The sequence below is a fragment of the Neisseria zoodegmatis genome (genome assembly GCF_900187305.1).
GTDB lineage: Bacteria > Pseudomonadota > Gammaproteobacteria > Burkholderiales > Neisseriaceae > Neisseria > Neisseria zoodegmatis.
Genome location: NZ_LT906434.1, coordinates 749,435 through 762,248, shown reverse-complemented (window position 1 = coordinate 762,248; position 12,814 = coordinate 749,435). Strand labels below are relative to the sequence as shown.

At 46.1% G+C, this 12,814-nt stretch carries 13 protein-coding genes; 8 read left to right on the top strand and 5 right to left on the bottom strand.

The genetic code is table 11. The features are described from left to right. Nucleotides 1-27 precede the first annotated feature (27 nt). Together CKV66_RS03495 and thiL are read left to right on the top strand one after the other, a co-directional pair. On the top strand, nucleotides 28-768 hold the full coding sequence (locus tag CKV66_RS03495; RefSeq protein WP_085363425.1) for an OmpA family protein: 741 nt from the start codon (nucleotides 28-30) through the stop codon (nucleotides 766-768). 245 nt (nucleotides 769-1,013) lie between these two features. Then, complete coding sequence (gene thiL, locus CKV66_RS03490; protein ID WP_085363424.1) at nucleotides 1,014-1,973, top strand: thiamine-phosphate kinase; 960 nt, start codon at nucleotides 1,014-1,016, stop codon at nucleotides 1,971-1,973. On the opposite strand, the gene CKV66_RS12490 is transcribed toward thiL, so the two are convergent. Then, nucleotides 1,950-2,102, bottom strand: coding sequence for a hypothetical protein (locus tag CKV66_RS12490; protein ID WP_231990553.1), 153 nt, complete (start codon nucleotides 2,100-2,102; stop codon nucleotides 1,950-1,952). The genes thiL and CKV66_RS12490 overlap by 24 nt on opposite strands. Between CKV66_RS12490 and CKV66_RS03485 the strand changes: the two genes are divergently transcribed. The 6 genes from CKV66_RS03485 (at nucleotide 2,077) to CKV66_RS03460 (ending at nucleotide 8,539) form a co-directional block, all read left to right on the top strand. Next, nucleotides 2,077-2,454 carry a phosphatidylglycerophosphatase A family protein gene (locus tag CKV66_RS03485; protein ID WP_231990536.1) on the top strand — a complete coding sequence of 126 codons (378 nt, stop codon included), beginning with the start codon at nucleotides 2,077-2,079 and terminating at the stop codon, nucleotides 2,452-2,454. The two genes, CKV66_RS12490 and CKV66_RS03485, sit on opposite strands and share 26 nt — an antisense overlap. A 29-nt stretch (nucleotides 2,455-2,483) precedes the next feature. Continuing rightward, nucleotides 2,484-2,852: a Co2+/Mg2+ efflux protein ApaG gene (gene apaG / locus CKV66_RS03480; protein ID WP_085363422.1), complete on the top strand. Its 369-nt coding sequence runs from the start codon at nucleotides 2,484-2,486 to the stop codon at nucleotides 2,850-2,852. 309 nt (nucleotides 2,853-3,161) lie between these two features. Further along, on the top strand, nucleotides 3,162-4,538 hold the full coding sequence (locus CKV66_RS03475; RefSeq protein ID WP_085363421.1) for an alanine/glycine:cation symporter family protein: 1,377 nt from the start codon (nucleotides 3,162-3,164) through the stop codon (nucleotides 4,536-4,538). 130 nt (nucleotides 4,539-4,668) lie between these two features. Then, nucleotides 4,669-5,340, top strand: coding sequence for a dethiobiotin synthase (bioD, locus tag CKV66_RS03470; protein ID WP_085363420.1), 672 nt, complete (start codon nucleotides 4,669-4,671; stop codon nucleotides 5,338-5,340). Between the two features lie 322 nt (nucleotides 5,341-5,662). Then, nucleotides 5,663-6,838 (top strand): efflux RND transporter periplasmic adaptor subunit, encoded by a 1,176-nt coding sequence (locus CKV66_RS03465; RefSeq protein ID WP_085363447.1) that lies wholly within the window; start codon nucleotides 5,663-5,665, stop codon nucleotides 6,836-6,838. Between the two features lie 177 nt (nucleotides 6,839-7,015). Next, nucleotides 7,016-8,539 carry a DHA2 family efflux MFS transporter permease subunit gene (locus tag CKV66_RS03460; protein ID WP_085363419.1) on the top strand — a complete coding sequence of 508 codons (1,524 nt, stop codon included), beginning with the start codon at nucleotides 7,016-7,018 and terminating at the stop codon, nucleotides 8,537-8,539. Nucleotides 8,540-8,652: 113 nt separating this feature from the next. On the opposite strand, the gene tssE is transcribed toward CKV66_RS03460, so the two are convergent. The 4 genes from tssE to tssF form a co-directional block, all read right to left on the bottom strand. After that, a complete protein-coding gene (gene tssE / locus CKV66_RS03455; RefSeq protein WP_085363418.1) occupies nucleotides 8,653-9,066 on the bottom strand; it encodes a type VI secretion system baseplate subunit TssE in 414 nt (137 codons plus the stop codon). Next, the gene (gene tssJ, locus CKV66_RS03450) at nucleotides 9,067-9,609 is read right to left on the bottom strand and encodes a type VI secretion system lipoprotein TssJ (RefSeq protein ID WP_231990514.1); all 543 of its coding nucleotides are present in this window, start codon (nucleotides 9,607-9,609) and stop codon (nucleotides 9,067-9,069) included. A gap of 358 nt (nucleotides 9,610-9,967) precedes the next feature. Then, a complete protein-coding gene (gene tssG / locus CKV66_RS03445; RefSeq protein WP_085363417.1) occupies nucleotides 9,968-11,071 on the bottom strand; it encodes a type VI secretion system baseplate subunit TssG in 1,104 nt (367 codons plus the stop codon). Continuing rightward, nucleotides 11,035-12,807 (bottom strand): type VI secretion system baseplate subunit TssF, encoded by a 1,773-nt coding sequence (gene tssF, locus CKV66_RS03440; RefSeq protein WP_085363445.1) that lies wholly within the window; start codon nucleotides 12,805-12,807, stop codon nucleotides 11,035-11,037. Before tssF ends, tssG begins: the two co-directional genes overlap by 37 nt. Nucleotides 12,808-12,814: the final 7 nt, after the last annotated feature.

Here is a 12,814-nt window from a genome sequence, read left to right as displayed (position 1 = left end):
CATAACAATCTTTGATGAGGGAATAAAATGACCAAACAGCTGAAATTAAGCGCCTTGTTCGTTGCCTTGGTTGCTTCAGGCACCGCAATGGCCAGTGAACCGCATACCAAACACGGTTATACCGTAGACCGCCAACAAACTGTTGTACGCAACAACTATGGCGAGTGCTGGAAAAACACCTACTTCAATAAAGAAACTCAAGGCCGTATTGAGTGTAACGATGCCGTTCCGGTTTCTACCGCTCCTCAATATGCCGATGAAACTGTTTCTTTATCTGCTAAAACTTTGTTCGGTTTCGACAAAGACAACTTGCGTCCAGAAGCTACTGAAACTCTGAACGGCTTGGCTCAACGCTTGAGCAACACTAACGTTGAAGCTGTACGTGTTGAAGGTCATACCGACTTTATGGGTTCTGACGAGTACAACCAAAACCTGTCTGAGCGCCGCGCTAATGTTGTTGCCAACTACTTGGTAAACCGCGGTGTGGCTTCCAGCAAAATTTCTGCTGTTGGCTTGGGTGAATCTCAAGCTCGCATGACTGCTTCTTGTGAAGCCGAAGTAGCTAACTTGGGCAAAAAAGTTTCTAAAGCTAAGAAACGTGAAGCTTTGATTGCATGTATCGAACCTGACCGCCGTGTAGACGTTAAGATCCGCACCTTGGTTACTAAACAAGTTGCTCCCGGTCACGTTGAAGGTGAACGTCCTGCTACTGAAGGTGGTTGGTTGCCAGCTCCTGCTTCTAAATACCACGGTTACACCCGTCCGTAATTCTTTTACGACATCAGTGAGATTTAAAACCCCGCTTAAGCGGGGTTTTTGTTTAAAACACAATATCAATTATTTACTTCATCACTGCATGACATCGACTATGCTGACAAAATATAGCCTGACTTGATGTATAAGATTTTATTCTCAGCAACATTTAAACCCATAAAGGTTTGTCTTTTACGGGGAAATCCTTATTTCCAAATAAAATTTAAGAAATATAAGATTTTTAAAGTATTGTTTTAACAATGAAAGAATTCGATTTTATTAAGAACTATTTATACAGGCAGCAAAAGGATTCCGACGTATTACTCGGGATCGGGGATGATGCAGCCATTGTCCGTCCCCGTTTGGGATGGGACTTGTGCTGCAGCAGCGACATGCTTTTAAAAGATCGCCATTTCTTTGCTGATGTATCCCCTGCCGATTTAGCCTATAAAATTTTAGCGGTCAATATCTCAGACATGGCAGCAATGGGTGCCGTGCCGAGATGGGCTTTATTGAGTGCAGGGCTGCCTGAATTGAATCCAAACTGGCTTAACGAATTTTGTGACAGCTTGTTTACTCTAGCAAAGCAATTTGGCGTCACTTTAATTGGCGGCGACACCACTAAAGGCGACTTAGCATTTAATGTTACAATAATTGGAGAGCTTCCTCAGGGAAAAGCATTACGCCGTGATGCAGCACAAATGGGGGACGATATTTGGGTTTCCGGCACGGTTGGTTTGGCGGCAGCTGCTTTAAATTGCCATTGGAAAAACATTGAATTGCCGGATGCTGTTTTTACTTTATGCGAGCACGCCCGTTTACGACCCAAGCCAAGGGTTGATTTAGGAAAGGCTCTACTGCCTTTTGCACACGCCGCACAAGATATTTCAGACGGCCTCGCACAGGATATCGGGCATATTTTGAAAGCCTCCGATGTAGGAGCCGATATTTTCGCAGACTGCGTACCAACTTTGCCTGCATTGCGCGAAATATTGGATAAAGGCGTTTTGTATGATTACATGTTGGCGGGCGGAGATGATTATGAATTGCTGTTTACCGCACCCAAATCATGTAGAGAAGCAGTTTTGGCGGCCGGACGAATGAGCAATACACCCGTTACCCGTATCGGCAAAATTAACGATAGCGGCCGTCTGAATCTTTTAGATGCTAACGGTCATCACATTACATTAACTTCTTTAGGTTTCGATCATTTTGGCTGACTTCAAACCGAATTTTTCATGGCTGAAAACACGGCCTTTATGCTTTTTGGGCTTCGGCTTCGGCAGCGGTCTTGCTCCGGTTGCACCCGGTACTTTTGGTACGCTGCCCGCTTTACCGATCGCTTTCATGCTGCATCTCGTTGGCATTTCGGGATGGTGGCTGGCGGCATTTTGTGCGATATTATTTGTGTGGGGCATTCGGATTTGCAGCCACACCGAACGCGAGCTGGGCATTTACGACTACGGCGGCATCGTTTGGGATGAAATCGTAGCTATGATGTTGGTACTAGCATTCGTGCCTTTTAAATGGACGTGGTGGCTGGCTGCATTTGTAGTATTCCGTCTTTTCGATGCTCTCAAACCTTGGCCGATAAAATGGCTGGATGCACGCTTGCACGGCGGCTTAGGCATTATGTTGGACGATCTGGTAGCCGCCCTGTTTACTATATGGACTTTGAAAATCTTAGCTTGGCTGATATAAGGCCGTCTGAAAATATACGGGAATTGAAAATGGATGAGATTGAAATCATTGTAGAACCAAGCTTTGTGGCGGATGAAAGCAATATTGCCAAAGACAAATATGTATTCAGCTACGACATTACCATTCACAACCACAGCGATGAAGTGGTCACGCTGCGTAACCGCCATTGGCGCATTACCGACGCTCACGGAGAAGTAGAAAAAGTATCCGGCGTCGGCGTGGTTGGCGAACAGCCTGTGCTTTACCCCGGCGAACATTATTATTACAGCAGCGGTGCGCATCTCAACACCCCGTGGGGCTGCATGGAAGGCAGCTACGAATTTGAGGACAGCTATGGCGAGCGCTTTTCTGTGCCGATTCCTAGATTCGACTTAAGGGCAGATTTTGTTGTGCATTGATTTCTGGTGTTGCAATACAATCTTTGCGAGCTAAAGATCATGCGACCACGTACCTCTCAAGCACTGTAATTCTATTTTTCCCTTTTAATAACCAGAGGCCGTCTGAAATTTCAGACGGCCTCTTAGCGTAATCACAACTGCAATCAATTATTCTTTCAGATAAGCATGTGAAGCTGAGAGACCTGAATCGCCGACTGCTCAACACGCTCATTATGGCTTATTGAAACAGTTTAACCCCTGCTTGCAATTCTTTACGCCTTGTGCTGAAATGTGGTCACTAAAACAAAATGCCAACAATCAGGAGCAAATATGGATGCCTTGAAAAACTTTTTCGACACGGTAGGCGGCTGGGTCTGGGGGCCTGCGATGCTGGCTTTGCTCGTCGGTACCGGCGTGCTGCTGACCATTATGCTGAAAGGCTTGCAATTCAGTATGTTGGGTTATGCACTCAAACAAGCGTTTATGCCCCACCGCAAAAAGGAAGACGGCAGCGACCACGATGGGGATATTTCCCATTTCGGCGCATTAATGACCGCGCTTTCCGCCACAATCGGTACCGGTAACATCGCCGGCGTAGCCACAGCCGTAGTGGCCGGCGGCCCGGGTGCGGTGTTTTGGATGTGGATTACCGCCATTTTCGGCATGGCCACCAAATACGGCGAAGGTGTTTTGGCAGTTAAATACCGTATCACCAATAAAAAAGGCGAGATGTCCGGCGGCCCCATGTATTACATCGAGCGCGGCTTAGGCAGCAAATGGAAATGGCTGGCTTACGCGTTTGCCTTGTTCGGTACGATTGCTTCGTTCGGTATCGGCAGCTCGGTGCAGTCGAACTCCGTAGCCCAAGCGGTGCACACCAGCTTTCATATTGACCCGCTCTACACCGGCATCGTCTTGACCATTCTGACCGCAATTGTGGTATTGGGCGGCATCCGCAGTATCGCCACTGCATCGTCTCTGATTGTACCCATCATGGCGGTGCTTTATGTCGTCGGCGGTATCGTGGTTATTCTGATGAATCTTGATTTGGTCGGCCCTGCGCTGAATATGATTTTTACCGATGCGTTTACAGGCCAAGCTGTGGCCGGCGGCGCGCTCGGCAGTGTAATCCGCTACGGCGTGGCACGCGGCGTATTTTCTAACGAAGCCGGTATGGGTTCCGCTCCGATTGCCGCTGCGGCTGCCAAAACCGACCACCCCGTGCGTCAGGCTTTGGTTTCTATGACCGGCACTTTCTTAGATACGATTATTGTCTGCTCGATTACCGGTATCATTTTGGTAATGGGTTTGCTGGGTGCCGGCGGAGAATTTGTGAAGCCTGAAATCACCGGTGCGGCGCTGACCACCACCACATTCGACCGCCTACTGCCCGGCCCCGGCGGCTGGGTAGTAACCATCGGCCTGATTTTCTTCGCCTACTCCACGATTTTGGGCTGGTGCTACTACGGTGAGAAATGTGCGGCTTATGTGTTTGGTGACAGTTTTGCCAATGTGTACCGTGTGATTTACGTGGCTTCCGTGATGATCGGCACAGTCGCCAGCTTGGATTTGGTATGGTTGGCAGCCGATACGTTCAACGGCTTAATGGCGATTCCGAACTTGATTGCGTTGATTATGCTGTCAGGGGTTATTGCCAAAGAAACGCAAGACTTTAAAGCCAAACGCAAGAGCGGCGAATTGCATTGATGTTTTTTTCAGACGGCCCGGTTATCCGGGCTTTTTTATTGCGGCGGCTTAACTGCCATTGTGTCGCGTTGACTTTAGTCTCTTATAATCCCCCCATTCCTCATATTGTAAAAAAGGCCGTCTGAAATTTATGGAACCCCGCATTTACTTTGTTACCGGCACGGATACGGAAGTCGGAAAAACATTTTGTACCGCTGCGCTGCTGCATGCCGCAACACAAGCGGGAAAGAAAGCCATCGGGTTCAAACCGGTAGCCTCCGAAGCCGACGGCAACGGCCAGAATGCCGACGTGCTGCGCTTGCAAGCCGCTTCAAATATCCGGCTGCCTTATGATTCGCATAATTGCTATACTTTCCACGAAGCCACAGCCCCGCACTTAGCGGCCGCAGACGAAGGCGTAGAAATTCAGCCGCAATTACTCAGCCGAAACTTGGTCGATTTAAAACAGCACGGCGACTGGATATTGGTGGAAGGTGCAGGTGGCTGGCTAACGCCTTTAACAAGCGACATGGATTTTTCAGACTGGGTAGCCGCAGAAAAGCTGCCGGTTATTTTGGTCGTCGGCATGAAGCTCGGCTGCATCAACCACGCCATGCTGACCGTGCGCGCTATTTCCCAAGCCGGATTGCCGTTGGCGGGCTGGGTAGCAAGCTGCATCAGCGCCGCCCCTCACCGCCTTGACGATTACCTCGATACTTTGAAATGCCGCATTCCGGCGCCGCTGTTGGGTGTGATTCCCTACTCTCCCGCCGCCTCTCCCGAAGCCGTCTCTCAATATTTTTCTATTCAGCATTTATTGTGAACACTTGAGGCCGTCTGAAAAGTTTATGGTTAATTCAGACGGCCTCAAGCGCCATACGCCAGCCACGCTATCTAGCTGATATTTGAATGCTTTCAACGGCATCAACATCAAGCAGCTTTATGCAAGTAGCAGATTGTAACTTGCCTGATTAAATGACTGGGCGATAAAATACCCACAATTTTCAGGGTTATTCCCAATCAATAATTTTTTGAAAAATAGCCCATTCAAAGATAAAAAAATCGGTGCTGGAAAACGGTTGCGCAACGCCTTATAACAAGGCCGTCTGAACAGCGTTTTCCCTCAAAAATCAGGAAACGGGATGATGGATACTCCGCAAAATATTGCTGAAAATGTAAACAGACGGCGTCAGTTGTCCCGCCGTAAGCGTAATCTCACCTTGGTTACGCTGTTTTTTATCGTAGTAGCATTGGGATTCGCGCTGATTCATTTTTTAGTGTGGCAGCACGAAGAGGAAACCGATGATGCCTATGTGGCCGGACATTTGGTACAAATCACGCCCCAAATAGCAGGTACCGTGCGCCGCGTTATGGTGGACGACACCGATATCGTGAAAAAAGGCGATGTGCTGGTAGTGCTCGACGACACCGACTTTCAGCTTGAATACGACCGCGCTCAAAACGAACTGATTCAGGCTATCCGCCAAAACAAACGGCAGGCCGCCACCTCTTCCCAAGCCAAAGCACAAGTTCTTGTCCGTAAAGCCGAATTGGCCAAAGCCCAAGCCGACTTGCGCCGCCGTGAAAGCCTTGAAGGAACGGATGCCGTTTCCGGCGAAGAACTCAGCCATGCCCGCGCCGCAGTCGTACAAGCACAAGCCGCTTTGAAAGCGGTAGAAGCCGAGGCAGATTCCGCACAAGCCGTTTTGGGTAAAAATATTCCGCTGCGCCAGCAACCTGCCGTTCAGACGGCCATCAGCCATATCAAAGATGCCTGGTTGAATTTGCAGCGCACACAGATTCGCGCGCCGATGGCCGGACAAGTTGCCAAACGCAATATCCAAGTCGGCCAACGCATTGCTCCCGGCACTTTGATGATGGCGATTGTGCCGTTAAGCAATCTGTGGGTTGATGCCAACTTCAAAGAAGTGCAGCTGCGTAAAATGCGCATCGGTCAGCCGGTGGTGATGACTGCCGATTTATACGGCAGCCGCGTGGTTTATCACGGTAAAGTTATGGGCTTATCCGCCGGCACAGGCAGCGCGTTTTCCCTGCTGCCGCCGCAAAACGCCACCGGTAACTGGATTAAAGTGGTTCAGCGCGTGCCCGTGCGCATCAGCTTGAATCCGCAGGAACTCAAAGCCAACCCTCTGCGCGTGGGCTTGTCGATGACGGTTAAAGTCGATACATCCAACAGCATCAGCGGCAAAAGCATGGCCGAAGCTGCCGATAAGCAAGCGGTTAGCGCCGAAACCGATATTGTCGATTGGTCGGCTGCCGATGCTTTGATTGAACAGATTTTTGAAAAATACGCTAAATAATCTCAGAATGGTCGTTAAACATACCAACGAGGCCGTCTGAATTCGGATTCAGACGGCCTCGTCATACGGATGCTGCCGAAAAATTTTTGCCATTCCTATTTGGATTCAGCCATCATCATTTGCTGTATCAAAGCTGTTTGACCAAGCCCCATTCTGCGATGGAAAGTGATTGAGATTATGGCTCATCCACCTTTGAAAGGCGCCAACCTGGTGTGGGTAACGCTGGCATTGAGCTTGGCGGTGTTTATGGAAGTTTTGGACACTACCATCGCCAATGTCGTCGTGCCCGTTATCGCCGGAGATTTGGGGGCTGCCACCACACAAGGCACATGGGTAATCACCGCATTTGCCGTTGCCAATGCCATTTCCGTACCGCTAACCGGTTTTCTCGCCAAACGCTTCGGCGAAGTTAAAATTTTTCTGGCCGCTACATTGGGGTTTGTCGTTACCTCATGGCTGTGCGGCATCGCCGATAATTTGCAATTGTTGGTTTTGTTCAGAGTATTACAGGGGTTTGTATCCGGCCCGCTCATTCCTTTGTCCCAAAGCCTGCTGATGGCTTCCTACCCTCCCGACAAACGTACTCTGGCTCTCGCTCTTTGGGCGATGACTGTCGTGGTCGCGCCGGTATTGGGGCCGATTTTAGGCGGCTGGACTTCAGACAACTGGCACTGGAGCTGGATTTTCTTCATCAATATTCCCGTAGGCATTTTCTCAGCTTGGCTGGCATGGCAGCAGCTTGCCCACCGTGAAACGGAAATCCAAAAATCGCCGATAGACTATACCGGCTTGGCTTTGATGGTTATCGGCGTCGGCGCTTTGCAAATGATGCTCGACCGCGGCAAAGAATTGGATTGGTTTGCCTCAAGCGAAATCATCCTCTTGGCCGTTATCGCCTTCGTGTGCCTGACTTATTTCATCGTGTGGGAACTGGGCGAAAAACATCCGATTGTCGATTTATCCCTTTTCAAAGACCGCAATTTTACGGTAGGTGTTATCGCCACCTCGTTGGGCTTTATGATTTACATGGGCACGCTGACCTTGCTCCCCTTGGTTTTGCAATCCAACTTAGGCTACACCGCCACTTGGGCGGGATTAGTGGCCGCACCGGTAGGCTTCTTGCCGATATTGCTGTCCCCTATCATTGGTAAATTCGGCGGCCGCATCGATATGCGTTGGCTGGTCACAGCGAGCTTTTTAGTCTTTGCCTATACCTTTTACTGGCGCACCAGCTTCTATGCGGGCATGGATATGTCGAACGTTATCTGGCCGCAATTTTGGCAGGGCTTGGGTGTAGCCATGTTCTTCCTGCCGCTTACCACCATTACCCTCTCAAGAATGCAGGGGTCGCAAATCGCCGCCGCCGGCAGCTTGTCGAACTTTTTAAGAGTATTCATGGGAGGCGTGGGCGTATCTGTCGTCGCCACAACATGGGAACGTAGAGAAGCCCTTCACCATGCCCGACTTACCGAGCAAATTACGCCCTATTCCGTTGAAGCCCAAACTGCCGTTCAAAATATTTCACAAGCAGGAATGTCGCCGGCACAAGGCATGGAAAGCATCACCCGAAGCATTACCCAACAAGGTTTTATCATGGGATCCAATGAGATTTTTTGGGCTTCAAGCTTATTATTCATCGTGATGATTGCCATCATTTGGTTGGCCAAACCGCCTTTCGGCTCATCTTCGAGTGGACATTAATGGATTGGCCAATACCCGAATCATAAGTATTGGCATCTAAGCTAAATGGAGGCCGTCTGAATTTATTTTCAGACGGCCTCCAAACAAAATAAAGCTTTTACAGCAGCTATTAATCAACGTTTGGTTTGACGAACATTCACCACACCTTCCGGCATAAAATAGGTATCAATTACTACGGCTCCCACTTTTTCAATCCTGCATTCCAGCTGGTAGCACAAAATCATTAAATTATCTTTAGATTCAGTCAGCCTAATGTCCAAACCGGTTAAACGCGGCTCATATTTGAGTAAGGTCGCATGCATGTGACTACGTAAATCTTTCGCACTGGATGGCAGATTTTTATACACCATACTGAGATCCGGAATACCATAATCCGGAATGTGTTTTAGAGCCCCACTTCGCGTATTAAGAATACGCTGCATGTTATCCAACACACTCTTAATCAACTGAAGGCTGTCGGGCAAATCTTCCATCCGTTGGCCGTCCGAATAGTAGCCGGTCAACTTTTCATACAGGCCGGCTTCCATTTATTGATCGGCCTTACCGTCTTGCATATACAAACCGATTTCTTTCAGCTCAATAACCAAAGCTTTTTTATTGGAGAATTTTTTCTTAGGAATGATAATTTTCCATGTTTGGCTGTCATCCGAGCGGTTAAAAAACGCCACAATACCAACATATTTAGTATCGGGATGGATTTCTTCATCCACACTGATAGACTCCCCCGGGCGGAAAGTTAACTGCTTGCTCGATAAAAGATTGTCGCCCAACAAAACGGTATCTTGATTCAACAAATCCCGATAGGCTGCGGCATCGAAACTTTGGTTGTCTTTTAGCTGGTAAATCCTAACCACCGTTGATAAAGATTGCCCCCGCTCAGTTTGATTAACACCATGACGTGCAATGATATCCAACTTCAATACTTTGAGTTTACTGAAAAATATACTGCTGGACGTTTTGACCGTACCCTCTTTAACCATTTGCCACGCACCGCAACCTGTAAGACTGGCGAGCAGCAAGCCATACATAAGAATTTGAGTATATTTTTTAAATTTAAGCTTTGCTTTCATGGTTTAACCCGTTATTGAATTATTTAAATTAATGAATAGTAAAACGTCTGCCTGTTTCGCCATTCGGCAAGCCGGCCATACTTAATGATCAATAGCTGGATATTTTAGCCCAAGATAATCCACATTAAGTAACAATAATGATTTTTTAATCTTACAACTGCTCAATATTGATTATTGTGGAAATGAAACCTTTTATTTCCAAGCATTTGATATCATTTTTATAAATATACAGTTGTTTTTGCGCTACAACAGAATAACAGCTTAAGAAAAGCCAAAATTCGATTGTTTACCCTAAAAATCTTTAACTAAATATAAATATGCCCCTGCTCCCAAGAATTTTATTCATACCTAATGTTTGTCAACAAACATAATGGGCGATTTTAATTCTTTTATCCGTCTTGGCAGCACCCAATCCCGTATTGATTTTCAACATTTGTGCTCCGCTTAATTTCGTTTGGCTTATCCATTGTTTTTTGATGTTCAAATATATAGCCGCATCGGTTTGATAGCCCAAATAGATTTTCAGCAAGCCCAACAATTGTTGATGTAGATTTTTCTTCGGCAGCAAATCCAACATATCTTGATATGAAGAAGGGGTAATATCTATATGAATCAGATGGCTACAATCCTTCATTCTTTTTCCCACTACCGCGCTGCCTCCGTCAAGTTTTAAAGTCCCTTTGCCCAACTTGAGATCGCTTTCCACATTTATCCACTGAGGCTGAAATTCAGAAACTTTTACTTCTGAGAAAGGAGAAATGTAATTCACAATACTCTTTACGCCGTCTGCAGTTCGAGTACGTTGATGAAAAACACCTAATAAACCTAAGATTTTACTGTCTAATAAAGGTTGAACTAAGTCCCCACTGTTCTCTTTCAAACTTTGCCCTAGCAGATGCAGCAAAGTTAATGACGTTTTATCTTTTCCTCCGTTTAGAAATTGGAATGGATAACGATATTTTTTCCAAGCCTGATAAAACAAACTACTGATTCTATGGTTAAAAATATCTAGAAACTCTGCAAGACTTCCCGATCCTTCTTTCCCCGTTGCTATGTCATTTAAGAAATACTCAGGCAATATCGAATCAACACCATACAATCCAAGAAATGTTGTGTAAACAGAAGGGATGGCTGACGATTCCGTATCAACCTTTGCAATTTCCCCTGCAGGGAACGCCAAAGACTTTACTCGGCGAAACCGAATGTTTCGATGTAGGCCGTCTGAATGATTACCACTGACTTTTTCCAGTAAGTAACAAAACTGGAAAAAATTCATTCTATCCGCAGAATCAACAACACTTTTACCCAATATACTGCTAAAAATATTGTTGGTACTCTTTTGAAATACCTTTTCCGTACTTGGTATTTCCCAGCTTGCCTGCTCTTTCTTAACCTTGTTGTCTTCCGCAGCCAGATTTGCTGTATTTAAAACCGAACGGTAGTGGTTTTGCTGTCTTTCCATTGATATTGTTTTCCTGAGGGCAGCGACACAATCGTAAATCGGGTAAACAGATTTAAATCTGCATACATGGCAAAAAACTCGTTTAACAGTTCTCCAAACAGATAAACCTCGGCCTCACCTTCAAAAGCATCTTCATCCAAGGTAAGCGTAATATGCACGCCTCGTTGAACCATGCCTTTTTCAAGCCTTCTGACTTGTTGATGGCTCACATCTAAGATACCGTTTAATTTTCGCTTATTGAGCTCATCTTCGGTCCAATCATATATAGCCAATGCGCCTTTCAACGTATCTTTATTCAGTAAAGACAAATAATTAGGAGCAAGATGAGACAATATACGCCACTGAAATCTATCTTCCGTAGGTGGGTAACATGACAGTGTAGGCGTTAAGAGATTCCTCACTTGAATAATATTCGGAATGCCTGATGATTTATTTCGAATCTGTGTTTCTCTTAGTGTTTTGCGTGGAATTTTGCCGTTTGTACCTGTAACTTTTAAAGATAAAGTTTCAAATGGCAACGGATTTTGCTCTTCCCATGCATGCCCACCTAACATCAAGTAAGTTTCATATTTTCCTCCCACACCTTGTTTTACTCTGGTATGGAAATAGCGTTCGGGAGCATCATATTTCATTAATCCTCCCCGATGCTGAAAAGATGAAAAGGGTACATATTGATAGCGGGTTCCGGCATGATGATTAAACGCATCCACGGCATCCACAGAATATATCTCTACATTAATACTGTCATGAAGCAGGGGTTTAATCATATATTCATGATTCAAATGATCAACCCTAACCGGCTCTGCCTCCATGTCGAAAAGATTGATCGCAGGCGTACAATGTAATCTAAGCGCATCCGCATCAAACTTGAGCTCGACCGGGTAATTTTTAGATAACACCACATCCACAGAAAATTCTGACGAGGAGTCAGGAATATCAGAAAAATCAATCCCTTCCAAATCAACAAAAAAGAATTTTTGCTTAAAGCAAAAATACTCTAAAAGCATTTGATAGCCTGAAAAACTGTTATTTTCTTTACGCCACAATCGCTCTTCAGATCCAAACCCTACTGAACTAAATTTAATATTGTGCTCAGGGGCAAACTTTTCTCCATCAACATTCAAATTTATATGATCAACGTTGTGCAATAAGGCATGACGTAATGCAAACGCTACGGGCTCTTCCGCCGATATATATAATCTCAGCTTAGAGATATCCAACTGTTGCCGCTGCATCTGCTCACCGAACCTAAATCGAATGCGGATAATGCTGCGGCCATTAAGATCATGATCCAGCATGCTATATAAAATGTGCAAAGGCACTAATTGGACATCATGAGTTGTTCTGTATATACAGCGGGTCTGACGATCTTCTACACTCACTGCTTCAGATTGAATAGGAACGCCTTTTTCAACAGTTTGATTTCCCTGTAAAGTTTTAAAATCAGGTTGAAACTCCAACACTGTTAAAGAGGGAATCATTCTTAGATAGTGCGGCCACAGCATATTTACCAAGCTTTCAGTCAGCTCCGGCAAATCGTCATTCAATTTTTGTTGGATGCGCCCCGTTAGAAAGGCGAATCCCTCAAATAAACGCTCTACATAAGGGTCTCGCGTTCCTAAGCGATTGATATTTAAAAGTGCTGCGCGATCAGGGTAAGCTTTTGAAAACTCCAAACCCGCTTCTCTCAAATAGCGCATCTCTTCTTCAAAATATTTTAAGGTGGGGTCCGACATATTCATG

Coding starts and splice junctions, on each gene's coding strand:
- CKV66_RS03495 (WP_085363425.1), top strand. CDS start 28: ATGACCAAACAGCTGAAATTAAGCGCCTTGTTCGTTGCCTTGGTTGCT.
- thiL (WP_085363424.1), top strand. CDS start 1,014: ATGAAAGAATTCGATTTTATTAAGAACTATTTATACAGGCAGCAAAAG.
- CKV66_RS12490 (WP_231990553.1), bottom strand. CDS start 2,102: ATGAAAGCGATCGGTAAAGCGGGCAGCGTACCAAAAGTACCGGGTGCA.
- apaG (WP_085363422.1), top strand. CDS start 2,484: ATGGATGAGATTGAAATCATTGTAGAACCAAGCTTTGTGGCGGATGAA.
- CKV66_RS03475 (WP_085363421.1), top strand. CDS start 3,162: ATGGATGCCTTGAAAAACTTTTTCGACACGGTAGGCGGCTGGGTCTGG.
- bioD (WP_085363420.1), top strand. CDS start 4,669: ATGGAACCCCGCATTTACTTTGTTACCGGCACGGATACGGAAGTCGGA.
- CKV66_RS03465 (WP_085363447.1), top strand. CDS start 5,663: ATGGATACTCCGCAAAATATTGCTGAAAATGTAAACAGACGGCGTCAG.
- CKV66_RS03460 (WP_085363419.1), top strand. CDS start 7,016: ATGGCTCATCCACCTTTGAAAGGCGCCAACCTGGTGTGGGTAACGCTG.
- tssE (WP_085363418.1), bottom strand. CDS start 9,066: ATGGAAGCCGGCCTGTATGAAAAGTTGACCGGCTACTATTCGGACGGC.
- tssJ (WP_231990514.1), bottom strand. CDS start 9,609: ATGAAAGCAAAGCTTAAATTTAAAAAATATACTCAAATTCTTATGTAT.
- tssG (WP_085363417.1), bottom strand. CDS start 11,071: ATGGAAAGACAGCAAAACCACTACCGTTCGGTTTTAAATACAGCAAAT.
- tssF (WP_085363445.1), bottom strand. CDS start 12,807: ATGTCGGACCCCACCTTAAAATATTTTGAAGAAGAGATGCGCTATTTG.